Origin of the sequence: Rhodococcus sp. IEGM 1370 (assembly GCF_033142325.1) — a bacterium.
GTDB lineage: Bacteria > Actinomycetota > Actinomycetes > Mycobacteriales > Mycobacteriaceae > Rhodococcoides.
Genome location: NZ_JAWLRY010000003.1, coordinates 334,560 through 357,685 on the forward strand (window position 1 = coordinate 334,560; position 23,126 = coordinate 357,685).

At 64.5% G+C, this 23,126-nt stretch carries 24 protein-coding genes; 13 read left to right on the plus strand and 11 right to left on the minus strand.

The features are described from left to right. Nucleotides 1–89: 89 nt before the first annotated feature. The gene (gene hrcA / locus R4P47_RS07965; RefSeq protein WP_027497502.1) at nt 90–1,133 is read right to left on the minus strand and encodes a heat-inducible transcriptional repressor HrcA; all 1,044 of its coding nucleotides are present in this window, start codon (nt 1,131–1,133) and stop codon (nt 90–92) included. Between the two features lie 133 nt (nt 1,134–1,266). Here hrcA and R4P47_RS07970 point away from each other — a divergent pair, with 133 nt between their 5' ends. Beyond that, nucleotides 1,267–1,572 carry a type II toxin-antitoxin system VapB family antitoxin gene (locus R4P47_RS07970; protein ID WP_008715485.1) on the plus strand — a complete coding sequence of 102 codons (306 nt, stop codon included), beginning with the start codon at nt 1,267–1,269 and terminating at the stop codon, nt 1,570–1,572. Between the two features lie 10 nt (nt 1,573–1,582). Here the strand turns inward: R4P47_RS07970 and hemW are convergent, their stop codons facing one another. After that, nucleotides 1,583–2,794 (minus strand): radical SAM family heme chaperone HemW, encoded by a 1,212-nt coding sequence (hemW, locus tag R4P47_RS07975; protein ID WP_317784449.1) that lies wholly within the window; start codon nt 2,792–2,794, stop codon nt 1,583–1,585. Nucleotides 2,795–3,128: 334 nt separating this feature from the next. Here hemW and R4P47_RS07980 point away from each other — a divergent pair, with 334 nt between their 5' ends. The 5 genes from R4P47_RS07980 to R4P47_RS08000 are packed head-to-tail and all read left to right on the plus strand — an operon-like array spanning nt 3,129 to nt 8,632. After that, nucleotides 3,129–4,847 carry a nitrite/sulfite reductase gene (locus tag R4P47_RS07980; protein ID WP_317784450.1) on the plus strand — a complete coding sequence of 573 codons (1,719 nt, stop codon included), beginning with the start codon at nt 3,129–3,131 and terminating at the stop codon, nt 4,845–4,847. Next, nucleotides 4,844–5,554, plus strand: a complete 711-nt coding sequence (locus tag R4P47_RS07985; protein ID WP_317784451.1) for a phosphoadenylyl-sulfate reductase — start codon at nt 4,844–4,846, stop codon at nt 5,552–5,554. The genes R4P47_RS07980 and R4P47_RS07985 overlap by 4 nt, the downstream gene beginning before the upstream one ends. Next, nucleotides 5,551–6,495: a sulfate adenylyltransferase subunit CysD gene (gene cysD / locus R4P47_RS07990; protein WP_037193075.1), complete on the plus strand. Its 945-nt coding sequence runs from the start codon at nt 5,551–5,553 to the stop codon at nt 6,493–6,495. The genes R4P47_RS07985 and cysD overlap by 4 nt, the downstream gene beginning before the upstream one ends. Beyond that, nucleotides 6,495–7,799: a sulfate adenylyltransferase subunit 1 gene (locus R4P47_RS07995; protein ID WP_094612786.1), complete on the plus strand. Its 1,305-nt coding sequence runs from the start codon at nt 6,495–6,497 to the stop codon at nt 7,797–7,799. Before cysD ends, R4P47_RS07995 begins: the two co-directional genes overlap by 1 nt. Beyond that, nucleotides 7,796–8,632 carry a sirohydrochlorin chelatase gene (locus R4P47_RS08000; protein ID WP_317784452.1) on the plus strand — a complete coding sequence of 279 codons (837 nt, stop codon included), beginning with the start codon at nt 7,796–7,798 and terminating at the stop codon, nt 8,630–8,632. The genes R4P47_RS07995 and R4P47_RS08000 overlap by 4 nt, the downstream gene beginning before the upstream one ends. Here R4P47_RS08000 and R4P47_RS08005 read toward each other — a convergent pair. The 6 genes from R4P47_RS08005 to R4P47_RS08030 all read right to left on the minus strand — a co-directional run bounded on the left by R4P47_RS08005 (nt 8,592) and on the right by R4P47_RS08030 (nt 13,011). Next, on the minus strand, nt 8,592–9,647 hold the full coding sequence (locus tag R4P47_RS08005; protein WP_317784453.1) for a sulfate ABC transporter ATP-binding protein: 1,056 nt from the start codon (nt 9,645–9,647) through the stop codon (nt 8,592–8,594). The genes R4P47_RS08000 and R4P47_RS08005 overlap by 41 nt on opposite strands. After that, entirely contained in the window at nt 9,647–10,447 is an 801-nt protein-coding gene (gene cysW / locus R4P47_RS08010; RefSeq protein ID WP_317784454.1) for a sulfate ABC transporter permease subunit CysW, read from the minus strand. Before cysW ends, R4P47_RS08005 begins: the two co-directional genes overlap by 1 nt. Beyond that, nucleotides 10,444–11,337 carry a sulfate ABC transporter permease subunit CysT gene (gene cysT, locus R4P47_RS08015; RefSeq protein WP_262498381.1) on the minus strand — a complete coding sequence of 298 codons (894 nt, stop codon included), beginning with the start codon at nt 11,335–11,337 and terminating at the stop codon, nt 10,444–10,446. The genes cysW and cysT overlap by 4 nt, the downstream gene beginning before the upstream one ends. Nucleotides 11,338–11,343: 6 nt before the next feature. Further along, nucleotides 11,344–12,366, minus strand: a complete 1,023-nt coding sequence (locus tag R4P47_RS08020) for a sulfate ABC transporter substrate-binding protein (protein WP_317784455.1) — start codon at nt 12,364–12,366, stop codon at nt 11,344–11,346. Between the two features lie 203 nt (nt 12,367–12,569). Continuing rightward, nucleotides 12,570–12,659 carry an Ms4533A family Cys-rich leader peptide gene (locus R4P47_RS08025; protein ID WP_310180897.1) on the minus strand — a complete coding sequence of 30 codons (90 nt, stop codon included), beginning with the start codon at nt 12,657–12,659 and terminating at the stop codon, nt 12,570–12,572. 118 nt (nt 12,660–12,777) lie between these two features. Continuing rightward, complete coding sequence (locus tag R4P47_RS08030; protein ID WP_317548650.1) at nt 12,778–13,011, minus strand: hypothetical protein; 234 nt, start codon at nt 13,009–13,011, stop codon at nt 12,778–12,780. A 147-nt stretch (nt 13,012–13,158) separates the two neighbouring features. Between R4P47_RS08030 and R4P47_RS08035 the strand changes: the two genes are divergently transcribed. Beyond that, a complete protein-coding gene (locus R4P47_RS08035; RefSeq protein ID WP_373454812.1) occupies nt 13,159–15,150 on the plus strand; it encodes a glycoside hydrolase family 15 protein in 1,992 nt (663 codons plus the stop codon). Nucleotides 15,151–15,160: 10 nt separating this feature from the next. Here the strand turns inward: R4P47_RS08035 and R4P47_RS08040 are convergent, their stop codons facing one another. Both R4P47_RS08040 and lepA read right to left on the minus strand, forming a co-directional pair. Further along, nucleotides 15,161–16,168, minus strand: coding sequence for a nitronate monooxygenase (locus R4P47_RS08040; RefSeq protein ID WP_317784456.1), 1,008 nt, complete (start codon nt 16,166–16,168; stop codon nt 15,161–15,163). Nucleotides 16,169–16,294: 126 nt separating this feature from the next. Further along, complete coding sequence (gene lepA / locus R4P47_RS08045; protein ID WP_317784496.1) at nt 16,295–18,163, minus strand: translation elongation factor 4; 1,869 nt, start codon at nt 18,161–18,163, stop codon at nt 16,295–16,297. On the opposite strand from lepA, the gene R4P47_RS08050 reads away from it, so the two are divergent. The 6 genes from R4P47_RS08050 (at nt 18,162) to R4P47_RS08075 (ending at nt 22,599) form a co-directional block, all read left to right on the plus strand. Continuing rightward, nucleotides 18,162–19,583, plus strand: a complete 1,422-nt coding sequence (locus tag R4P47_RS08050) for a recombinase family protein (RefSeq protein WP_317784497.1) — start codon at nt 18,162–18,164, stop codon at nt 19,581–19,583. The genes lepA and R4P47_RS08050 overlap by 2 nt on opposite strands. 145 nt (nt 19,584–19,728) lie before the next feature. Further along, a complete protein-coding gene (locus R4P47_RS08055; protein ID WP_317784457.1) occupies nt 19,729–20,040 on the plus strand; it encodes a helix-turn-helix domain-containing protein in 312 nt (103 codons plus the stop codon). After that, nucleotides 20,037–20,171: a hypothetical protein gene (locus R4P47_RS08060; protein WP_317784458.1), complete on the plus strand. Its 135-nt coding sequence runs from the start codon at nt 20,037–20,039 to the stop codon at nt 20,169–20,171. Before R4P47_RS08055 ends, R4P47_RS08060 begins: the two co-directional genes overlap by 4 nt. A 120-nt stretch (nt 20,172–20,291) precedes the next feature. Further along, nucleotides 20,292–20,867, plus strand: a complete 576-nt coding sequence (locus R4P47_RS08065) for a hypothetical protein (protein ID WP_317784459.1) — start codon at nt 20,292–20,294, stop codon at nt 20,865–20,867. Further along, nucleotides 20,864–21,253, plus strand: coding sequence for a hypothetical protein (locus tag R4P47_RS08070; protein ID WP_317784460.1), 390 nt, complete (start codon nt 20,864–20,866; stop codon nt 21,251–21,253). The genes R4P47_RS08065 and R4P47_RS08070 overlap by 4 nt, the downstream gene beginning before the upstream one ends. Further along, the gene (locus R4P47_RS08075) at nt 21,253–22,599 is read left to right on the plus strand and encodes a phage/plasmid primase, P4 family (RefSeq protein WP_317784461.1); all 1,347 of its coding nucleotides are present in this window, start codon (nt 21,253–21,255) and stop codon (nt 22,597–22,599) included. The genes R4P47_RS08070 and R4P47_RS08075 overlap by 1 nt, the downstream gene beginning before the upstream one ends. Nucleotides 22,600–22,824: 225 nt before the next feature. On the opposite strand, the gene R4P47_RS08080 is transcribed toward R4P47_RS08075, so the two are convergent. Next, nucleotides 22,825–23,106, minus strand: a complete 282-nt coding sequence (locus tag R4P47_RS08080; protein ID WP_317784462.1) for a hypothetical protein — start codon at nt 23,104–23,106, stop codon at nt 22,825–22,827. Nucleotides 23,107–23,126 lie beyond the last annotated feature (20 nt).

Here is a 23,126-nt window from a genome sequence, read left to right on the forward strand (position 1 = left end):
TTCGTCCTAGAAGATGAATCTCGTTCGGTGAAGCTGTGTGCCGGCCGTCCGTGCCCCCGCCGCCGGCGTTCGATCGATTCTCGCTCGTCTCAGCGCTCGGCCAGGACCTCGCCGATGTACCTGGCAACCGCGGCGACCGACGCAATTGTTCCTGGGTAGTCCATTCGGGTCGGCCCGAGAACACCCATTCCTCCGAGGACCATGCCAGCCGACCCGTACCCGGTGGAAATCACCGATGTCCCGCGCATTTCCTCGACCTGCGTCTCCTCGCCGATCCGCACCGTGACGGTGCGGGTGTCCTGCGTCACTGCGAGCAGCTTGAGGACGACCACTTGCTCTTCCAGCGCCTCGAGTACCGCCCTGAGCGATCCGGGAAACCCCGCGTCGCCGGCGAAATCGGCGGCATTGCGCGTCAGGTTCGCCGTACCGCCGAGAACCAGGCGTTCCTCGGGATGCTCCACCAGCGATTCCACCAGCACCGTGGCCGATCGAATCATCGCGTCGCGTAGCGCAGGTGGAGCGTTCTCGGCGAGTTCGGCCACCGCAGCCGATGCCGCCGCCAGACGCTTGCCCTCGAGTGCACCGCCGAGAAGACGCCGCAGCTGCGCAAGATTCTCGTCGTCGATGACGTCACCGAGTTCGACGATGCGCTGATCGACTCGCCCGGAGTCGGTGATGAGCACCAGCAGCAGCCGGGCCGGAGTGAGCGCCACCACTTCCAGGTGGCGAACCGAGGACGCCGACAGCGTGGGGTACTGCACCACGGCAACCTGCCGGGTCAACTGGGCCAACAAGCGGACGCCGCGTCGCAGCACGTCGTCCAGGTCGACGCCGTTCTCGAGGAACTCGAGGATGGCGCGGCGTTCGGCCGCGGACAGCGGCTTGACGTCCGCTATTCGGTCGACGAACTGCCGATAGCCCTTGTCGGTCGGCACCCGACCGGAACTGGTGTGCGGCTGCGCGATGTATCCCTCGGCCTCGAGCACGGCCATGTCGTTGCGCACCGTTGCACTGGACACCCCCAGGTTGTGGCGTTCGACCAGGGCACGTGAACCGACGGGTTCCTGGGTGGACACGTAGTCCGCCACGATCGCTCGTAGAACCTCGAACCGCCTGTCGTCGGTGCTCGACATCGGTGCCCACCTCCGTTCTCGTTTCCAATCGTCGCTCGAGTCTAGTAGCCGGCGAACGCATGCTCGTGCAAGGCCTTACTGTGGTCCGAGTGGAAACGTTCTTTCGATTCGGTCCAGCGGCTCGAGGCTCGCGATGATCTTCAAGGGTGTTCGTGACGGAAAGCCGTACCCCGAGCACGGTCTGTCCATCAGAGACTGGTCGAGAATCCCGCCACGCCAGCTGCGTCTGGACGAGATCGTCACCACCACCAAGGTGCTCGAGCTGGACAGATTGCTGTCCGAGGACTCCACCTTCTACGGCGATCTGTTCCCCCACGCGGTGCAGTTCCGCGGCGTCATCTACCTCGAAGACGGCTTGCACCGCGCAGTGCGTGCGGCACTGCGCAATCGAACGGTGTTGCACGCCAGGGTGTTCGACTACGACGCCCTCGGAGCCTGAAACAGACTGTTCAGGCGGCAGCGATGGTGCGCACCACCGCGTCGGCCAGCAATCGGCCCCGGTCGGTGAGCACGAGTCGTTCTCCGCGGCGCACCATCAACCCGTCTGCGACGGTCTGTTCGGCAGCGGCGCGCTCGGCCGGCCCGAGCAACCTCATCGGCACTCCCGAGCGGAGACGGACGGTCAACATCAGCTCTTCCAGGTGTCGATCCTCGGCGCTGAGCAATTCGCTGCCGTGCACCGGTAGGTGTCCTGCGGCAAGGCGATCGGCGTACGCGGCCGGGTGTTTGACGTTCCAGAACCGGGTGCCGCCGATGTGGCTGTGCGCACCGGGCCCAGCGCCCCACCAGTCGCCGCCGTCCCAGTAGCCGATGTTGTGGCGGCACTGCGCGTCGGCGTCGGTGGCCCAGTTCGACACCTCGTACCAGGACAGCCCTGCGGCGTTCATCGCCGTGTCGATGCGTTCGTATCGGCTCGCCAGCACGTCGTCGTCGGGTGCAGGCAACTCACCGCGGCGAACCTTGCGGGCCATGGCGGTGCCGTCCTCGACGATCAGCGCGTAGGCCGAGACGTGGTCGACGCCGGCCTCGAGCACTGCCGCGAGGGACTGGTCCAGATCGCTGTCTCGCTCGCCGGGAGTGCCGTAGATGAGGTCGAGATTGACGTGCTCGAAACCGGCCGCGCGCGCTTCCTTTGCCGCGGCGACCGCTCGACCGGGCGTGTGGGTGCGATCGAGGACGGCAAGCACATGTGGTGCAGCGGACTGCATTCCGAGCGAGATGCGGGTGAAGCCCGAGTCGCGGAGCCGGTCGAAGAATTCCGGTGACGTCGATTCCGGGTTGGATTCCGTGGTCACCTCGCCGCCATCGGTCAATCCGAAACTGGACCGAACCGCACCCAGGACGTCGGCCAGACCGTCGCCCCCCAGCAGCGAGGGCGTGCCACCGCCGACGAAGACGGTGTCTGCCGTCGGAACGCGACCCGTGCGGGCCTGCATCAGCCCCGCGGCGGTGTCCAACTCACGTCGCAGGCCCTCCAGCCAGGACTGCGGCGACGCCGATGTGCCCAGCTCACCCGCCGTGTAGGTGTTGAAGTCGCAGTACCCGCACCGCGTGGCGCAGAACGGAACGTGCACGTAGATCCCGAACGCGCGGTCCCCCACTCCGTCGAACGCCTCGGTCGGCAACTCGAAGGTGGACGGGACGGGTACGACGGTATTCACGCCCTCCAGTGTCCCAGAGTTCGGGCTTACCCGATCCCACCCGCCCTGCCAGCCTATTTACCTCGAAATCGGGGTAAATAGCCGCCGCGGTCGTCCATCGCCCCGATGACGTGGCACAATGACTCCCGTGACCGACTCAGGAATTCGACTCGTGGCGCGCCGCCATGTCGATCTCGGCCGTGTCTGCAGCGCGTCGTGTCGATACACGACCGGCTGCTGACCAGCCCTCCTTCGAGCACGTCCATTCGATCCACCGGTTTCCCACTGTCGTCGCGAGCGCACTCATCTGCGCTCGTGCCGGGTACCGGCCAGCACAAAGATGCAGGAGCAATGCATGTCGTCGACCAGCGACGCGACCACCGACGCTGCCTCCGTCACACCACGGGAGCGCACACCGCGGCCGACCAAGCGTCGAGCCGAGGGACAGTGGGCACTGGGGTACCGGGAGCCACTGAACGCCAACGAGCAGTCCAAGAAGGACGACAACCCGCTCAACGTGCGAGCCCGCATCGAGAACATCTACTCCAAGCAGGGGTTCGACAGCATCGACAAGGGCGATCTTCGCGGCCGCTTCCGCTGGTGGGGCCTCTACACCCAGCGTGAGCAGGGCTACGACGGCACCTTCACCGGTGACGACAACATCGACCTCCTCGAGGCGAAGTACTTCATGATGCGGATCCGGTGCGATGCCGGTGCGCTGAACCTCGAGCAACTGCGCACTCTGGCGCAGATCTCCCAGGAGTTCGGTCGCGACACCGCAGACCTCTCCGATCGGGAGAACGTGCAGTTCCACTGGGTCGAGGTGGAGAACGTCCCCGAGATCTGGCGTCGAATCGAAGCGGTCGGCCTGAAGACCACCGAGGCGTGCGGCGACTGCCCCCGAGTGGTGCTCGGTTCCCCGCTCGCGGGCGAGGCCGTCGACGAGATCCTCGACCCCACCTCCGCCATCGACGAGATCGTCGAGCGCTACATCGGCAAGCCCGAGTACTCCAACCTGCCGCGCAAGTTCAAGACGGCGATCTCGGGCCTGCAGGACGTGGTGCACGAGATCAACGACTGCGCGTTCGTCGGCGTCGTGCATCCCGAGCACGGGCCCGGACTCGACCTGTGGGTCGGCGGCGGCCTGTCCACCAACCCCATGCTCGCTCAGCGAGTCGGCGTCTGGGTTCCGCTCGAGGACGTTCCCGACGTGTGGGAAGGCGTCGTCTCGATCTTCCGTGACTACGGCTACCGCCGGCTTCGTACCAAGGCACGCCTGAAGTTCCTCATCAAGGACTGGGGCATCGAGAAGTTCCGCCAGGTCCTCGAGGACGAATACCTGCACCGCAAGCTCATCGACGGCCCGGCACCCGAGAAGCCCGCTCGGCCCCGCGATCACGTCGGGATCCAGAAGCTCAAGAACGGCCTCAACGCCGTCGGGGTGGCACCCATCGCGGGCCGCGTCTCCGGCACCATCCTCGCCGCCGTCGCCGACGCCGCCGAGAAGGCCGGGTCGGATCGCGTGCGATTCACGCCGTACCAGAAGCTGATCGTCCTCGACGTTCCCGACGAAACGCTCGAACAGCTGATCTCGGACCTCGATGCGTTGGGCCTACCTGCCCGACCCTCGCACTGGCGCAAGAACCTGATGGCGTGCAGCGGAATCGAATTCTGCAAGCTCTCGTTCGCCGAAACACGCAAGCGCTCACAGGTTCTCGTACCGGAGCTCGAAGAGCGCCTGTCCGACATCAACAGCAAGCTCGACGTGCCGATCACGATCAACATCAACGGCTGCCCCAACTCGTGCGCACGATCGCAGATCGCCGACATCGGCTTCAAGGGCCTGTTGGTCGACGACGGGGACGGGAATCAGATCGAGGGTTTCCAGGTTCATCTCGGAGGCAGCCTCGGCCTGGACAGTGCGTTCGGCCGAAAGTTGCGCCAGCACAAGGTCAACAGCTCCGAGCTGGGAGATTACATCGACAGAGTGGTGCGCAATTTCGACAAGCACCGCGAGGACGGCGAACGGTTCGCTCAGTGGGCCGTGCGAGCAGACGAGGCGGATTTGCGATGAGTACCAGGCTGAATTTGACGGTAGAGGAATTGAAGGACATCGCCGAGCGCGGTGCCCGCGAACTCGACGGAGCGAGCCCACTGGAGCTGTTGCAGTGGACCGAGGACAACTTCGGTGACGACTTCATCGTTGCCTCCAACATGCAGGACGGGGTGCTCGTTCACCTCGCCGCACAGATTCATCCCGGTGTGGACGTGCTGTTCCTCGACACCGGCTACCACTTCGCCGAGACCATCGGGACGCGCGACGCCGTCGAGTCCGTCTACGGCGTCCGGGTCGTCAACGCCCGAGCCGAGAAGACTGTCGCAGAACAGGATGCGATCGACGGCAAGGACCTGTTCGCCCGCGAGCCCAATCGCTGCTGCGCGATGCGCAAGGTCGCACCCTTGAAGAAGGAACTGGCCAACTACAGCGCCTGGGTCACCGGTATCCGCCGAGTCGAGGCCCCCACCCGCGCCAACGCCCCGCTCATCTCGTTCGACGACGCCTTCGGTCTGGTCAAGATCAACCCGATCGCGCCGTGGTCCGACGAGCAGATGCAGGCCTACATCGACGAACATTCGATTCTGGTCAATCCCCTCGTCGACGAAGGCTATCCGTCCATCGGGTGCGCACCGTGCACCGTCAAACCTGCCCCCGGAGCCGACCCGCGTAGCGGTCGTTGGGCCGGCAAGGCCAAGACCGAATGTGGGTTGCACGCCTCATGACACTCGATCTCACCTCGGCCACCGTCGGTCGGACCCATCTCGACGCAGATCGGTTCGACACCCTCGACGCACTCGAATCCGAGGCCATCCACATCTTCCGTGAGGTGGCGGGCGAGTTCGAGCGCCCCGTCATCCTGTTCTCCGGCGGCAAGGACTCGACAGTTCTGCTGCACCTGGCAATCAAGGCGTTCTGGCCCGCTCCCCTGCCGTTCGCACTGCTGCACGTCGACACCGGACACAACCTGCAGGAGGTACTGGACTTCCGCGATCACGTGGTCGCCAAGTACAACCTGCGCCTGCACGTGGCCAGCGTCGAGGAGTACCTCGCCGACGGACGCCTCACCGAGCGCCCCGACGGCATCCGCAACCCACTGCAGACCGTGCCCCTCCTGGACGCGATCTCCGAGAATCGGTTCGACGCCGTCTTCGGCGGTGCCCGACGCGACGAGGAACGAGCTCGTGCGAAAGAGCGAATCTTCTCGCTGCGCAACGCATTCGGCCAATGGGAGCCAAAGAAACAGCGACCCGAACTGTGGAACCTGTACAACGGCAAGCATTCCCCCGGCGAGCAGGTGCGCGTGTTCCCTCTCAGCAACTTCACCGAACTCGACATCTGGCGCTACATCGCCCGTGACGACGTGGAACTGGCGAGCATCTACTACGCCCATCAGCGACCCGTCTACCAGCGTGACGGCATGTGGATGACGCCCGGCGTCTGGGGCGGACCGGCCGAGAACGAGGAGCTGCAGACCCTGTCGGTGCGCTACCGCACCGTCGGCGACGGATCCACCACCGGCGCAGTGCTGTCCGAGGCCGCCGACAACCAGGCAATCCTCGCCGAGGTAGCCGCGTCCAGGCTGACCGAACGCGGAGCCACCCGCGGCGACGACCGCGTCTCCGAGGCTGCCATGGAAGATCGCAAACGAGAAGGATACTTCTGATGAGCAGCACAGGAACTCAGCTTCTTCGCCTCGCCACCGCGGGGAGCGTCGACGATGGTAAGTCGACGCTCGTCGGACGGCTCCTGTACGACACCAAATCCGTTCTGGCAGACCAGATCGACGCCGTCACTCGGGCTTCGGTGGACAAGGGCCTCGCAACACCGGACCTGTCCCTACTGGTCGACGGCCTGCGCGCCGAGCGTGAACAGGGCATCACCATCGATGTCGCCTACCGCTACTTCGCGACGCCGCACCGCTCGTTCGTACTGGCCGATACCCCCGGCCACGTGCAGTACACCCGCAACACCGTCTCCGGTGCGTCGACGGCTCAGCTCGTCATCCTGCTGGTCGACGCCCGCAAGGGTGTCATCACGCAGACCCGCAGGCACGCAGCGGTTCTCGCTCTGCTCGGCGTTCCGCGCCTGGTGCTCGCGGTCAACAAGATCGATCTGGTCGAGGACCCCGCAACGGTGTTCGCCGAGATCTCGGCCGAGTTCAACTCGCTGACCTCCTCCCTCGGCTGGTCCAGCGAGGACGTCATCGAGATCCCGGTGTCCGCACTGCACGGCGACAACGTCGCGGTGAAGTCGGACAAGACCCCGTACTACGACGGACCCACCCTCATCGAACACCTCGAGTCGGTTCCGGTCGACGCCGAACCGCACCGGGTCGGTCTTCGATTCCCCGTGCAGTACGTGATCCGGCCGCGCACAGCAGAGTTCCCGGACTACCGCGGATACGCCGGCCAGGTAGCAGCGGGCTCCGTCGACGTCGGCGACGAGGTCGTCATCCTGCCCTCCGGCACCCGAACGACAGTCGAGCGCATCGATACCGCGGACGGCGAATTGCGGACCGCTCATGCCGGACGCAGTGTCACCCTCGTCCTCGCCGACGATGTCGACGTCTCGCGCGGCGACACCATCGCCTCCCCGCAGGACGCACCGGAGCCGATCGGCGACTTCGAGGCCACGGTGTGCTGGCTCGCCGAGAAGCCGCTTCGCCCGGGCGCTCGCCTGCTGCTCAAGCACGGCACTCGCACCACCCAGGCCATCGTCGGGACACTGATCGAGCGGTTCGACGAGCAAGAGCTCACCGCACAGGAAGGCCCGGAGTCGTTGGAGCTCAACGAGATCGGCCGAATTTCGGTGCGCGTCGCGGAGCCCATCGTGGCAGACGACTACGCCGTCAACCGGCACACGGGCAGCTTCCTGCTGATCGATCCGGCCGGCGGCAACACGTTGGCTGCCGGGCTCGTGGGCAACGCTCTGGCTGCCGTCGAGCTGGGGTCGGCAGTTCCCGCGTGAGCGCACTGATCGCGGTTGCCCACGGCAGCCGTGACCCGCGCTCGAGCGCCACGATCCACCGCGCCGTCGACGCCCTGCGTCGACGGCGACCGGATCTGGACGTGCGCGTGGCGTTTCTCGATCTTTCCGAGCCCGGCGTCGATCAGGTGGTCGACGACCTGGCCGATACCGGGCACGGACGCATCGTCGCCGTTCCGATGTTGCTGGGCAAGGCTTTTCACGCAAAAGTCGATCTGCCCGAATTACTGCAGGCCGCGAGAACGCGACACCCGCACGTCTCGATAACGCAGGCCGACGTTCTGGGAGACGACCGACTCCTCGTCGACGCAGTCCGCGACCGGATCACCGACACCGGTGTCGCAGTAACCGATTCGACGGTCGGCATCGCCCTTGCAGCTGTCGGTTCCTCAGTGGCACCGGCGAATCAGCGCACCCGGGTGATCGCGCAGAAACTGCTCGCCGGAACAGACTGGGCCGGAGCTGTGACCTGCTTTGCGACCTCGGTCTCCCCGTCCCCCACCGATGCGATCGCACAACTGCGCGCGCTGGGAGCCGACCGCATCGTCGTGGCCCCCTGGTTCCTGGCCCCGGGACTGCTCACCGACAGGATCGAAGCCTCGGTCGCAGGCCTGCCGAATGTGGTGCATGCCAGGGTGATCGGAGCACATCCAGCGCTGGCAGATCTGGTGTCGCGGCGATACGACTCCGCAGTCTCGATGGGTCGTTCCGCAGGCTCCACTCCTGCGGCACGAGCTGGTGCAGCACCGGAGCCGAACGCTCTACCGCACCGGTTCAACGAACCGGTGCACCAGCAATCGCGTCGGCATCGCTAGCGTCTGCGATCTTCGGCACCCGAGTCGCTCGCACGTACACCGTCTCGCCCTCGCGCAGACCGAGAGCCTCACTGTCGCCGCGGGTGATCTGCGCCGCGAACAGTTCACCGGTGGCCGCATTCTTCAGTTCGACCTTCACCTCGAAGCCGAGGTGTACCACCCGCTCGACGACGGCCCGCGTCACACCGGCCGATTCGGCCGTCCCGCTGGCCTGAGCCTGCGCCAACGACGGATCGCGTCCGACGCGTATGTCGTGCGGCCGCACCATAAGTCCGTTCAGTTTGGCGACCTGCCCCAGGAACGACATCACGAAGTTGTTGGCCGGGCGATCGTAAAGATCTTCCGGGCTACCCACCTGTTCGATGCGGCCCTTGTTGAGCACCGCGATCCGATCGGCGACGTCGAGCGCCTCCTCCTGATCGTGGGTCACCAGCACGGTGGTGACGTGGACCTCGTCGTGCAGTCGACGCAGCCAGGTACGGAGATCGGCACGCACCTTGGCGTCGAGCGCGCCGAAGGGCTCGTCGAGGAGCAGCACCTGCGGGTCGACGGCGAGTGCGCGGGCCAACGCCATGCGCTGGCGCTGTCCACCGGACAGCTGCGCCGGGTAGCGACTCTGGAACCCGGCGAGCCCGACGATCTCGAGCAACTCGTCGACCTTCTTGGCGATCTCGGCCTTGGGCCGCTTGCGAATCTGCAGGCCGAAGGCGACGTTGTCGCGCACTGTGAGGTGCTTGAACGCCGCGTAGTGCTGGAACACGAACCCGATCTCACGGCGCTGCGGGCTGACCCAAGTGACGTCCTGACCGGCGAGCACCACCCGACCGGAATCGAGCTGTTCGAGCCCGGCGATGGAGCGCAGCAGGGTGGACTTGCCCGAGCCACTGGGCCCGAGCAGCGCCGTCAACGATCCCTTGGGGATGTCGATGCTGACGTCGTCGAGCGCTGCGAAGTCGCCGTAGTGCTTGTTGGCACCGACGACGGAGATCTCGATCTCGGGGGATGTCTCGGTCATTACTTCGTCCTCTTCTTGTCGAGGGCCGTCATCAACAGCAGCACGACGACGGCTATCGCCATGAGCAGTGTGGACGCGGCGTACGCGCCCTGCTGATTGAAGTCCTCGTACCGTGAATTGACCAGCAGCGTCAGTGTTTGGGAGATACCGGGCAGATTGGTCGAGACCATGATCACCGCTCCGAACTCGCCGAGCGACCGTGCGACGGTGAGTACGACGCCGTACGTCAACCCCCACCGGATCGCCGGGAGAGTGATGCGCCAGAACGTCTGCCACGACGACGCACCGAGCGTCGAGGCGGCCTCCTCCTGCTCCTCACCGATCTCGTACAGCACGGGTTCGACCTCACGCACCACGAACGGCAGCGTGACGAAGATCGTCGCGATGACCATGCCGGGAAGCGCGAAAATGACCTTGAAACCGAGGCTTTCGACTCCGCCGAACCACCCGTTGGCACCCCACAGCAGGATCAACGCAACGCCGGTGATGATCGGCGACACCGCGAACGGCAGATCGACGATGGCTTCCAGGACACCTTTGCCACGGAACCGTCCTCGTACGAGCGCCAGTGCGGTGACCACACCGAACACGATGTTGATCGGAACCACGATGGCGACGATCAACAACGACAGCTGCAGTGCCGACTGTGCAGCCGGGGTGGTGATCTGCTCCCAGAACGTGACGACGCCGTCCTCGAACGTGCGAAACAGGATGGTGGCGAGTGGAAATAGCACCAGAACGGCGAGATACAGCAGAGCTACGGTGCGCAGCGTCAGCTTGATCGGCAGACTGATTTTCACGAGATCTGCTCCTCACGTCGGGCCAGGCGATTGCCCACCACGCGAAGGACGAACAGCACTGCGAACGCGATCGCCAGCAGCACCACGGAGATCGCCGCCGCATCGGTTGGGCGGTCGTACTCGATGAGCTCACGGATGTACTGCGACGCCACCTGTGTGTCGTTGGGGATGTTGCCGCCGATGAGCACCACCGACCCGAATTCACCGATGGCGCGCGCGAAGGCGAGCCCCCCACCGCTGAGGATCGCCGGCAGCAGGACCGGCAGGACGATGCGACGGAAGATGGTCCAGTTGTTCGCGCCGAGCGAGGCCGCGGCCTCCTCGACGTCCTTGTCGAGCTCGATCAGCACCGGTTGAACCGCTCGCACCACGAACGGCAATGTGACGAACAGCAGCGCGACGATCACCGCGGGCTTGGTTGCGTTGAACACCAACCCGACCGGACTCGCCGGACCGTACAGCGACAGCAGAACCAGGCTGGCCACGATGGTCGGCAGTGCGAACGGCAGATCGATCAGGGCGTTGACGAATCGCTTGCCCGGGAACTCGTCCCGCACCAGGACCCACGCGATGAGGGTGCCGAGAAAGAGGTTGACCACGGCCGCCGCCACCGACACCTGCAACGTCACCTTGAACGTGGCCAGCGCGCGTTGCTCGGTGACCGCGTTCCAGAAGCCGGTGAGACCGTCGTCGAACGACTGGACCGTCAACGCCGCCAGAGGAAGCAACACGATGACGCTCAGCCACAACACGGCGACCCCGAGACCGAGTGGCCCCACCGACCCAGGGCCCCTGAACTTTCGGCCTTCCCGCCCGGCACGAAACCGAGGTCTCGTACCGGGCGGGACTGGCGAATCCGCAGTTGCGGCTTCGGTGGTCGAAGATGGCATCGATCTCTACCGAGTACTTTCCTGATAGATCGTGGCAATTGCGCCGTTGTCGCCGAACAGGTCCGCGTCGACCTGCGTCCAGCCACCGAGATCATCGATGGTGTACAGCTTCTCGGGGGTGAAGAACTTGTCCGAATACTCCGAGGCGATGTCCGGGTTCGTCGGTCGGAAACCGGCCTCCGCCCAGATCTTCTGGCCCTCGTCGGTGTAGACGAAATCGTTCAGCGCATTGGCGCGATCGAGATTGGCGCTGTCGTTGATCACTGCCACGGGATTGTCGATGCGGAATGTGACGGGAACGTCGACGTGCTCCACGTTCTGTCCCTGCTCCTCGATCAGGAGTGCTTCGTTCTCGTAGCTGAGCAACGCGTCACCCTGGCCCTGCAGGAAGGCTTCGGTTGCGGCGCGGCCGGATTCGGGCTGAACCGGGAAGTGATCGGCGACGAGGGTGCGAACGAAGTCGAGACCGGCTTGCTTGTCCTGGCCGCCGTTGCTCTTCGCCGCATAGGGAGCGAGCAGGTTCCACTTGGCCGAGCCCGAGCTGAGCGGGCTGGGGCTGATGACCTGAACGTCGGGCTTGATCAGATCGTCCCACGTACGGATGTTCTTGGGGTTGCCCTCGCGTACGACGATGGTCACCACGGAGCCGAACGGCACTCCGCCGTAGGCATTCTGATTCCAGTCCTCGTCGACCTTGCCTGCCTGCACCAGACGGGTGATGTCGGGTTCGACCGAGAAGTTGACGATATCGGCAGGCGCGCCGTCGGCAACCTTGCGCGACTGATTGCCCGATGCGCCGTAGTCCGCGTTGATGGCTGTTCCCTCGCCGTCCTCGGTTGCCGCGAATGCCGGACCGATTGCGTCCCAACCGTTCTTGGGGACGGCGTAGCCCACGAGGGTCAGTGCGGGGCCGCTCGCGGTGTCCGGCTCGCCGCCGACGACGTCACTGGATCCGCCGTTGCATGCGGTGAGCAGAAGGGTTCCCACAGCTGCGAACGTGGTCAGCAGGTAGCGAGAGCTGTGCCTCATCGAGAAAAGGCCTTTCGTGACAGTGTGCAATGAGTACGAACTGGGCATGGTCGACATTCCCGAAGTCGAACCGGTGCACCACCGTGGCCGCGAGTCATCGCGAGATCACCGAGGGCGGCAGAAAGTACGTCGTGAACCGCCCGACCGCGAGAAGTACGCGCGTGGGCAACGGATCGACGGAACCGATTCGACGAAGGAAAGAATCAACAACAGTCGATATCGGCGACTGCCAGCATGCCGACAGCGATCAACGCCAACTGATGGCGGACGCGGTACTCGGCGGCAGAAGACACGGTCAGAAATCTAGCAGAGGTTCCGGACCGACTCTAATCGGCTATCGAGTGAGCAACCAGGCGATGACAACCAGCACCAGCAGCGCGATGAGCGCCAACGTGACCCGAGACCGTGGCATTACTGTCCATCCTTCGTCGTAGTGGTGGCCGCACCCGTCGGCTCCGCATCGCGAGCCGCCCGTGCATCACGCCCGAGCAGGTGCAGAACCACCGCGAGCACACGATCGAACACTCGTGCCAGCAGGAACGCGGTAGGCACGATGACCAGCAGCACGACTACCGACTGTGGCACGAACGGCAAACCCGTCACCCACAGTTCGACGCCGTCCCACCAGCGTGCGATCGATTCCACCCTCGCAGCTTAAACCAGCTCGTTCCGCTCTCACGCCACGCCGATCGACGACCAGCAGTGGACGCATGCCATCTATCGGTCGATGATTACGCCATGACGGCATACGAAGATCTTTCGCCAGTGCCCCCGGTGGCCGACGAGCCCGCCATGGGGTCGGGGCATCCAGGGTTGGGCGGCGTCGAGGTCCAGGGAGCGTTGGGCAGCACCGACGCACCGGTGTCCACCCTGACGTCCTACCGGAGCGCCTTTCCGCCGATCGACGACTATGCGTTCCTTTCGGACTGCGAGACGACCTGCTTGATCGCTCGAAACGGATCGGTCGAGTGGATGTGCGTGCCTCGGCCGGACTCCCCCAGCATCTTCGGCGCGGTTCTCGATCGCAGTGCAGGCCATTTCCGGGTCGGGCCGTACGGTCAGTCGGTGCCCGCGGCACGGCGGTACCTGCCCGGTGGCCTGATCGTCGAGACGACGTGGCAGACCGAGACCGGTTGGCTCATCGTCCGCGACGCGCTCGTCATGGGACCGTGGCACAACACCGATCAGCGCTCTCGCACCCACAAGCGCGCACCGAGCGACTGGGACGCCGAACACATCCTGCTGCGCACCATCAAGTGCGTCAGCGGCACAGTCGAACTCGAGATGAGCTGCGAGCCTGCCTTCGACTACCACCGCGCGCCGGCGAAGTGGGAGTACACCGGCAAGGTGTACGAGGAGACCACCGCCACCTGCGAAGCCAGTGCGGGCGGCGATCAGCCCACGTTGAAGCTGACCACCAATCTCCGCATCGGCATCGAAGGACGTGAAGCCCGCGCCCGCACTCGAATGACGGAGGGCGACAACGTGTTCGTCGCTCTGTCGTGGTCGGATCTGCCTGCGCCGCAGACGTTCGAGGAGGCCGCGGACAAGATGTGGCGCACGTCCGAATGCTGGCGGCAGTGGATCACGATCGGCCGGTTCCCCGATCACCCGTGGCGGGGTTACCTGCAGCGCAGTGCCCTCACGCTCAAGGGACTGACCTACGCCCCCACCGGCGCACTGCTCGCGGCGTCGACCACCTCGCTTCCGGAAACGCCGGGTGGAGAACGGAATTGGGACTACCGCTACACGTGGGTGCGTGACTCGACGTTCGCACTGTGGGGCCTCTACACACTCGGACTCGACCGTGAGGCCAACGACTTCTTCGCGTTCATGTCCGATGTGGCGACAACGGCGAACGGCGAGGTCAATCCGCTCCAGGTCATGTACGGCATCGGCGGCGAGAAGACTCTCGACGAGAGCGAGCTGCCGCACCTGTCCGGATACGACGGTGCACGTCCGGTACGTATCGGCAACGGAGCCTACGACCAAGAGCAGCACGACATCTGGGGCACGATGCTCGACTCGGTGTATCTGCACGTCAAGTCGCGCGAGCACGTCCCCGAATTCCTGTGGCCCCTGCTCAAGCGACAGGTGGAGGAGGCGATCGCCAACTGGCGCAAGCCCGATCGCGGCATCTGGGAGGTGCGCGGTGAACCGCAGCACTTCACCTCCTCGAAGCTCATGTGTTGGGTCGCACTCGACCGCGGGGCCAAGCTCGCCGACATCCACGGCGAGAAGGAGTATTCGGCCAAGTGGAACGAAATCGCCGACGAGATCAAGGCGGACATTCTCGAGAACGGCACCGATTCTCGGGGTGTCCTCACTCAGCGCTACGGTGACCCGTCGCTGGATGCGTCACTGCTGCTCGCACCGCTGCTTCGATTCCTGCCTGCCGAGGACGAACGCATCCGCGCGACGGTGCTCGCCATCGCCGACGAGCTGACCGAGGACGGCCTGGTCCTGCGCTACCGAACCGACACCACCGACGACGGTCTGGCCGGCGAGGAAGGGACGTTCACGATCTGCTCCTTCTGGCTGGTGTCGGCGCTGGTCGAGATCGGCGAGCTCCCTCGCGCCAAGCACCTCTGCGAGCGTCTGCTGGGGTACGCGAGCCCACTCAAGCTCTACGCCGAGGAGATCGACCACCGCACCGGCCGTCACCTCGGTAACTTCCCGCAGGCGTTCACCCACCTCGCACTCATCAACGCGGTGGTGCACGTCATCCGCGCCGAGGAGGCTCAGGTGGCAGGGCACTTCCAGCCCGCCCACTCCAACCCCTGAGAGGGAGGGCTCAGCGGCCGAGTTGCCTCGCCCATTCGGCGATCAGCTCGGCCGCGGGCTTCGCCTGTGCCCGGCGAAAACCGGTGCCCGCCCACATCGACAGGCCCGACGGATCGCCTGCCGCCGCGGCCTTCGCCCGCATCGGCGCGGTCAGATAGTGCAGATCGGGATACGCCAGCGGTGCCGCTTCGGAGTTCTCACGCATGAACTCGTTCACCAGCCCACGCGCGGGGCGGCCGGAGAACGCCTTGGTCACCGCGGTGTCGGGAGCGAGCGTCAGTTGCTCGCGATGTACGGGTTTGGTGCCGGCCTCGGGTGTGTTCAACAACGCCGTACCGAGCTGAGCCGCATGCGCAAGACCCGAATCGAGCAGTGGCGCAATGTCGTTGCCGTCCATCAGTCCCCCCGCGGCGATTCGCGGTAGGTCGGATGTCTCACGCACTGCGATCAGCAGTTCGGTCAGTGGCTCGTCCGGGGCCGACCCGTCGAACGTGCCTCGGTGCCCGCCCGCTTCGGGTCCCTGCACCACGAGCGCGTCCACCCCGTTCGCGGTGGCCACCGATGCGTCCGACGCGGTGGCGACGGTGGCCCACACCTCGGTCCCCACAGCGTGCAACTGGGCGACCTCGTCCGCGTCGAACGTCGCGAACGTACTCGACACCAGCGGTACCGGGTGTGCCAGCAGCCAGGCGAACTTCTCGGCGTAGAAGTCGTCCCGGCGCACCAACTCTCCCGGCTCCGCGTCGAAACGCTCGAACCAGGACGTCAGGTGCTCGGCATAGGACTCCACATCCGCACCCGATGGCTCCTCCGGCAGAAAGAGATTGACACCGAACAGCAGACCGCGCACCGAATCGATCTGCGCCGCAAAAGCTTCGGGCGTCAACAGTGCACCGGCGATCATGCCCAGCCCACCTGCCTCCGACACCGCACGGGCGAGTTCGGGAGTACTCGGGCCACCTGCCATCGGCGCACCGACAACGGGAACACGCAGCTGCTTCAGAATCGGCGTCGTCACAGGTTCGAAATGTACTCGCCCGCCATGTGCGACTGGAGGTGGTGGGGACCGCGCGCCCTCACTGACAACTGCGCGCCCCGGCTCCGATGCGAGAGGGGGCGTGCAGTCGACAGAAAAGGTGTGAGGTTACTTCTTGGGCTTGTCCGACGAGGATTCCGAGGACAGTGCGGCAACGAAGGCTTCCTGCGGCACCTCGACGCGGCCGATCGTCTTCATCCGCTTCTTGCCCTCTTTCTGCTTCTCGAGCAGCTTGCGCTTACGGCTGATGTCGCCGCCGTAGCACTTGGCCAGCACGTCCTTGCGGATCGCGCGGATGTTCTCGCGGGCGATGATGCGAGATCCGATGGCGGCCTGGATCGGCACCTCGAACTGCTGGCGCGGAATCAGTTCCTTGAGCTTGGTCGTCATCTTGTTGCCGTAGGCCGCGGCGTTGTCCTTGTGCACGATCGCCGAGAACGCGTCCACGGCCTCGCCCTGCAGCAGGATGTCGACCTTGACCAGCGCACCGGCCTGCTCGCCGATCTCCTCGTAATCGAGGCTGGCGTATCCGCGTGTTCGGGACTTCAGGATGTCGAAGAAGTCGAAGATGATCTCGGCCATGGGAATGGTGTACCGCAGCTCGACGCGGGTCTCGGACAGATAGTCCATGCCCCCGAGTTCTCCGCGTCGTCCCTGGCACAGTTCCATGATGGAACCGATGAACTCGCTCGGCGAGATGATGGTGCACTTGACCATCGGCTCGAACACTTCGCGCGCTTTGCCCTCGGGCCAGTACGACGGATTGGTGACGATGTGCTCGGCACCGTCTTCCATCTCGACGCGGTAGACCACGTTCGGCGACGTCGAGATCAGGTCCAGGTTGAACTCTCGCTCGAGCCGCTCGCGGGTGATCTCCATGTGCAGCAGACCGAGGAAGCCACAGCGGAAACCGAAGCCGAGAGCCACCGACGTCTCCGGCTCGTACGTCAGTGCCGCGTCGTTGAGCTGCAGCTTCTCGAGGGCGTCACGCAGGTCGGGGTAATCCGAACCGTCGAGCGGATAGAGGCCCGAGTACACCATCGGACGGGGCTCGCGGTAGCCGGTGAGCGGCTCGGTCGCACCCTTGCGGAAGGTGGTGACGGTATCGCCGACCTTCGACTGACGGACGTCCTTCACACCGGTGATGAGGTAACCCACTTCGCCGACGCCCAGGCCCTTGGTCGCCTTCGGATCGGGTGAGACGATCCCGACCTCGAGCAGCTCGTGCGTCGAGCCGGTCGACATCATCGTGACCTTCTCGCGCGGATTCAGCGCACCGTCGACGACGCGAACGTAGGTGACGACGCCGCGGTAGGTGTCGTAGACCGAGTCGAAGATCATCGCGCGGGCAGGCCCGTCCGGGTTGCCGACCGGGGCCGGAACCAGCTTGACGACCTCGTTGAGAAGTTCCTCGACGCCCACACCCGTCTTACCGGACACGCGGAGCACGTCGTCGGCCTCGCACCCGATGATGTGGGCGATCTCGGCGGCGTAGCGGTCCGGGTCGGCGGCGGGCAGGTCGATCTTGTTCAGCACCGGGATGATGGTGAGCTCTTTGTCGAGAGCGAGGTACAGGTTCGCGAGCGTCTGCGCCTCGATGCCCTGCGCGGCGTCGACGAGCAGCACTGCACCTTCGCAAGCCTCGAGGGCGCGCGATACCTCGTAGGTGAAGTCGACGTGGCCGGGCGTGTCGATGAGGTGCAGCACGAATTCCTCGCCGTCGACGACCCACGGGAGCCGGACGTTCTGCGCCTTGATGGTGATGCCGCGCTCGCGCTCGATATCCATCCGGTCCAGGTACTGAGCGCGCATCGACCGGTCGTCGACGACGCCCGTGAGCTGCAACATCCGGTCGGCCAGCGTCGACTTGCCGTGGTCGATGTGGGCGATGATGCAGAAGTTCCTGATCCTGGACGGATCGGTGAACGTCGTGTCGGCGAAGCTTGTAATGGGACACTCCTGAGCTATGAACGATATGAGTGATGCAACAGCACGTCAAGCGATAGTCTACTGTCGCATCTCTCGCGATCGCGAAGGCTCCGGCCTGGGCGTGGACAGGCAAGAAGCAGACTGCCGCGAACTAGCCAAGCGGTTGGGCTGGACGGTCGTCCGCGTCGAGACCGATAACGACATTTCAGCGGCGTCAGGAAAGCGTCGACCTGGCTACCTCGCAACTCTAGCGGCCGTCCAGAACGGCGAAGCCAACGCAATCATTGCCTGGCATACCGACCGACTGCACCGGCAACCGATCGAGCTCGAATCCTTCATCGAAATAATCGAGAAGCACGGCGTCGCGATTCAAACCGTACGCGCAGGAATTCTCGATCTGTCGACCCCCTCCGGCCAGATGGTCGCACGCGTTCTCGGCGCGACGGCCCGTCACGAAGTCGACCAAACCCGCGGTCGTATTCGTCGGCAGAAGCTCGACGCAGCGGCGACCGGCAAGTACCGCGGAGGCCCCCGGCCGTTCGGGTACGAGCCGGGTGGAATGGTGATCCGCGAGTCCGAAGCCGAGCTGATCCGCGACGCAACCCGACGCGTGCTAGCCGGGGTGTCGCTGCGCTCGATAGTTCGTGAATGGTCGGAAGCATCAGTCAACACCTCGCTTGGCAAGCCCTTCACCGTGACAGGCCTACGCGGTCTCCTGATTCGCTGGCGCAACGCGGGACGGATAGAGCGACACGGCGTGTTGCTCGACGGCAAGGCGCAATGGCCTCCGCTGGTGTCTGAGGACGAGCTACGCGCCGTTCGTTCCGTTCTCAACGATTCCTCTCGTCGGACGACCCTCAAGCGCCAGCGGCAATGGCTCGGCAGCGGCGTCTATCGGTGCATCTGCGGATCAACGATGCGATCCTCCGGCACAGGACGAACGGATAAGGGCCAGCGGCGAACCGTGTACCGGTGCCGTTGGGCGACAGCGCATCCCGGCCAGGGCGAGCACTCGAGCCGCGGGGCTGAAGCTACGGACCTGTTCGTCGAAACCGCCGTTGTCGAGCGGCTACAGCAACCGGAGGCCGTCAAACTCTTCGTGCCCGACGGGGTGGACATCGACGAGCTTCGACTCAAGCGCGACGTTCTCGGTGGTCGACTGACCGAGGTCGCCGACATGTTCGCCTCCGGCGCAGTGACATCGGACCAATTGCGCACCATTACCGCTCGACTCACCACGGAGCGAGACGCTATCGACAGCGAACTGTCGAGGGTCCGCGCAAGCGGCGACCTCGCTGACATCGTCCTGTCCGAGAACATCGCCGAGCGTTGGGCAAACGAGCTCGACCTCGACGTCCGCGCGCGGATCGTCGACGCCATGGCCACAGTCACGCTTCTGCCGGGCAATACCCGCGGACCGGACGGCGGCTACTTCAACGAGGATCTCGTTCGGATCGAGTGGCACTGAGCGTGTAAGCCTTGCGTCTCGATGCGTTCTCGCACAACAGTTTTCGCGAACCGACTAGTTGCGGATCCGCGATCCTCGAAGTACCTTGGGCGAATCAATCGCAGCGAAAAAACAGAAACGCTGTCCCGCACCGAGACGAGTCGACATGACCAAGAAGCCGACAATCGCAGAAACCACCAACGAGATGCTGTCCACGGAGTACTTCCGTCGATTCAGCAAGGAAGACAACGTTCCCGAAGAGCAGCACATCAAGGTGTTCTATGAGACTGCAAGCGCGCCTAGCGCGACCGTCGCCGCTGAATACCTGCGGCTCACACGCGGCGTATCAGTCAGTGCCGGGGCACTGGCTGCCGCCGTGCGCCGAGGAGAGTTGACGGCTTACAAGATCGGAAACAGCCTTCATTTCGCCCCCGTCGACCTCGACACCTGGCTCGAATCACGCAAAGTCGGGGCATGACCGACGACGAGCGGCAGCGGATACGCGAGGCCGCACGCCGAGTCGCCGCTACCGCTCCCCCGATTCCCGACGACGCCGCAAGGCTTATCCGCGAAGCATTCCGTATCCGCCCGACGAACGTCGCGCGCTGACTGACGAGCGGACGAAGGCCACACCACCCGAGCGGCCAGAAGTAAACCCACCACCACCAGCGAGAGGCGCAACTTCAGACATGCAGTCACAACACACATGCCGAGCAAAAAGGATGCGCCATGGAAACGAAGACCCGTGCTGGACATAAGAAGTCCCGCGCACCGGGAGGAACGCGGGACCTTCTAACAGGAGAGATCGCTCACCACCAAAGCAAGCTACCGAACGTCTCGAATGTTACCACCGCACAGTCCAATACCGCTACAACTTCGATCGAAACGCTGATCGAGCGCATCAACGATCTGGAACGGTCGGACACCGATACTGTTGAGCGCACGCGTTTTTCGTGGCTTTCACGCGGCGCAGCCGCGGAGTTCGCCGCCGAATCGGTCACCCGCAATCGCCGCCGAGCAGATCTCGAGGCCGTCGATCGGTTCTTCGCAGGTTTGCAGTGGACGATGAGAACAACGTGGTCCAGCGACCGGTACGAGATCACGCCGACAACCGAGCTTCTCGTTCACCCCAGCATTCGCAGCGGTGGAGACTTCGGCGTCGTCCTCCGCGGTGAGGGTTGGCGCTGCACACGCAACGGCGGCTGTGGCTATGAGGATCTTGCGGGCCAGGTAATGCGCAGGGGCAGCGTCGAGATCGTGGATCTCGCGGCTACGGTCACGAAACTGTCGACTGGTACCTCGTGAGTACCCGCGAGGCCGAGCTCACCCGGTACCGGGAATGGTGCATCGAGCAGGCCGAGAAGCAGGCAGCCGCGTTGCCCCGTCCCGCCAGGGACCGCAGGTACCTCCGGCTCGCATCAGCCGAGAAGCCCGCCGTGGTTCGGTCTGGGGCTTCGTATCCCATCGACGATCCACGGTGGTGGGTCGAGGACCGCTACTGCCATGACCTGCGCACTTGCTATCGACTCATCGACACGATCCCCGACGCTCTGATCCTGAAATTTCGGGACGGTGTTGTCGACACGTCGACGATCAAGCACGAGTTTCTGTTCTGGCGCGACGGCGACGACTTCCGCGCCGACCTGATCGAGACGTTTCGCGTCGAACTACTGAACGAGGACTTCTTCTGATGGCAACCAAGGCTCGGCCGGCTCGCTTGTCGCGCCAGCACGAAGGACAGGCGAGATGGGCATACATGCTCGCCGAGAAGCATCCCAACGATCTGCTCTACGTCAGCGGGATCGGTTGGCACTGGTACGACGGCGCGCGGTGGGTCGAGGACGTCGACTCAGCACGAGCGAAACGTCTCGTTCTAGAGCTTCTCAGGACAGGCCGCTCGGCAACTTCAGTCGACAAGGATCTTTTGCGCGAGATCGTCGCCTGCGAGAAGGCCTCCGCGATCAACGGGATTCTCTCGCTTGCAGCAGCTCTCGAACAGTTTCACACGCCGGTCGACCAGCTCGACGCTGATCCGAACGCTCTCAACGTCGCCAACGGCACGCTCGATCTCCTCACTCTCGAGCTTCGGCCGCACTCCCCGGCCGACCGCATCACCAAGGTCACCCGAGCCGCGTTCGATCCGAATGCCGCCTCGGAGCGTTGGGATCGCTTCCTTCGCTCATCACTGCCGGATCGGGACGTGCGCGACTTCCTGGCGCGGTACGTCGGCCTCGCTCTTCTCGGTCGGGTAGTCGAGCACATTCTGGTCATCCTGATAGGCAAGGGGCGCAACGGAAAAGGGGTGTTCTACACAACCGTTGGATTCGCACTCGGCGACTATGCGGGCACGCCGTCACCGGACCTGTTCAACCGCGCCGACGGAACACACAGCGCCCCCGAGATGGCCCTGATGGGTAAACGGTGGGTCGCGGTGTCCGAGACCGGCGAAGAAGCGACACTGTCGGTCGCAACGACGAAGCGCTTGGTCGGCGGCGACCCGATCACGGCTCGACGGCTGTACGGGCACGAAGTCACATTCAGTCCGAGCCACACCGCCGCGATGATCACTAACCACCTACCGAAGGTCAAAGGCGATGACCCTGCCATCTGGGAACGACTGAGGGTGGTTCCGTTCGAGGTGGTCATACCCGAGAGCGAGCGACAGAAAGACTTGCCCGAAATGCTCGAGCTCGACGCAGACGCGGTACTGGCCTGGGCACTGCGCGGGTTGGCCGACTACCGGGAGCGAGGCGGTCTCGATGCTCCCGACGCCGTTTCGGCGGCGACCAAGCGCTATCACCGAAACGAGGACGCGGTCACCCAGTTCGTCGAGCAGACGCTCGAGAAAGTGGAACGCGGAAAGGTCGTGTTCGCCGTCGTGTACCTCCACTGGCAGAAGTGGGCCGCGCGGAACCAGAATCCGGATCTGACCAAGGCGAAGTTCTCAAATGCGCTGTTGGAGAGAGGATTGGACGTCAGAAAGGGGGCCGGCAACAAGATCTATGTCCACGGATACGAGCTCGCGGTCGCCCCGTAGAGAACTAACTCCCCAACACCCTCTGACCTGGGAATAGTTAGTCAAGTTAGTTTCCAGACCAACTTTTCTCAGGTACGCGTATAGGGAAAAGGTATCCCCCAAACTAACTCGGCTAACTCTCCGCAGGTCAAAGCCCTGCGCGAGTTAGCCCAGCGAAGCAAAACCCCCGAAATTACGCCCGAAAAGACCACCCAACGCAAACGAAAGCCCACAACCATGTCCCAATCACGAGCTCGAACCGAAGCCCGATGAGCGGCCCGCAGAGCCAAGGACGACGGCATCGACAAGCGACCGAGCGGAGATCCCATTTCGATCGTCCGGCGCGTTGTCGACAGCGTTGTCGACAGCGTCGTCGGCCTCGAGGTCGACCCGAACGGCGAGACCGTGCCGCTCGATCTGAGCGTCGACCAACTGCTCGCCGTCGGACAGTTGGCCGCGAAACTCGCCGAGCTGCAGCAGACGGAATACCGCGACAGGCTTGAGCTTGCGCGGCTCGCTCTCGAACACCAAACCCCAGACAACCCCGC

What these genes read in the sequence shown, in the direction of transcription:
- R4P47_RS07995 (WP_094612786.1), top strand. Translation starts at nt 6,495, where the DNA reads ATGAGCAGCACAGGAACTCAGCTTCTTCGCCTCGCCACCGCGGGGAGC.
- R4P47_RS08075 (WP_317784461.1), top strand. Translation starts at nt 21,253, where the DNA reads ATGGCAACCAAGGCTCGGCCGGCTCGCTTGTCGCGCCAGCACGAAGGA.
- R4P47_RS08060 (WP_317784458.1), top strand. Translation starts at nt 20,037, where the DNA reads ATGACCGACGACGAGCGGCAGCGGATACGCGAGGCCGCACGCCGAGTC.
- R4P47_RS08050 (WP_317784497.1), top strand. Translation starts at nt 18,162, where the DNA reads ATGAGTGATGCAACAGCACGTCAAGCGATAGTCTACTGTCGCATCTCT.
- R4P47_RS08065 (WP_317784459.1), top strand. Translation starts at nt 20,292, where the DNA reads ATGGAAACGAAGACCCGTGCTGGACATAAGAAGTCCCGCGCACCGGGA.
- R4P47_RS08020 (WP_317784455.1), bottom strand. Translation starts at nt 12,366, where the DNA reads ATGAGGCACAGCTCTCGCTACCTGCTGACCACGTTCGCAGCTGTGGGA.
- cysD (WP_037193075.1), top strand. Translation starts at nt 5,551, where the DNA reads ATGACACTCGATCTCACCTCGGCCACCGTCGGTCGGACCCATCTCGAC.
- R4P47_RS08005 (WP_317784453.1), bottom strand. Translation starts at nt 9,647, where the DNA reads ATGACCGAGACATCCCCCGAGATCGAGATCTCCGTCGTCGGTGCCAAC.
- R4P47_RS07985 (WP_317784451.1), top strand. Translation starts at nt 4,844, where the DNA reads ATGAGTACCAGGCTGAATTTGACGGTAGAGGAATTGAAGGACATCGCC.
- hrcA (WP_027497502.1), bottom strand. Translation starts at nt 1,133, where the DNA reads ATGTCGAGCACCGACGACAGGCGGTTCGAGGTTCTACGAGCGATCGTG.
- R4P47_RS08035 (WP_373454812.1), top strand. Translation starts at nt 13,159, where the DNA reads ATGGGGTCGGGGCATCCAGGGTTGGGCGGCGTCGAGGTCCAGGGAGCG.
- R4P47_RS07980 (WP_317784450.1), top strand. Translation starts at nt 3,129, where the DNA reads ATGTCGTCGACCAGCGACGCGACCACCGACGCTGCCTCCGTCACACCA.
- cysT (WP_262498381.1), bottom strand. Translation starts at nt 11,337, where the DNA reads ATGCCATCTTCGACCACCGAAGCCGCAACTGCGGATTCGCCAGTCCCG.
- R4P47_RS07970 (WP_008715485.1), top strand. Translation starts at nt 1,267, where the DNA reads ATGATCTTCAAGGGTGTTCGTGACGGAAAGCCGTACCCCGAGCACGGT.
- R4P47_RS08055 (WP_317784457.1), top strand. Translation starts at nt 19,729, where the DNA reads ATGACCAAGAAGCCGACAATCGCAGAAACCACCAACGAGATGCTGTCC.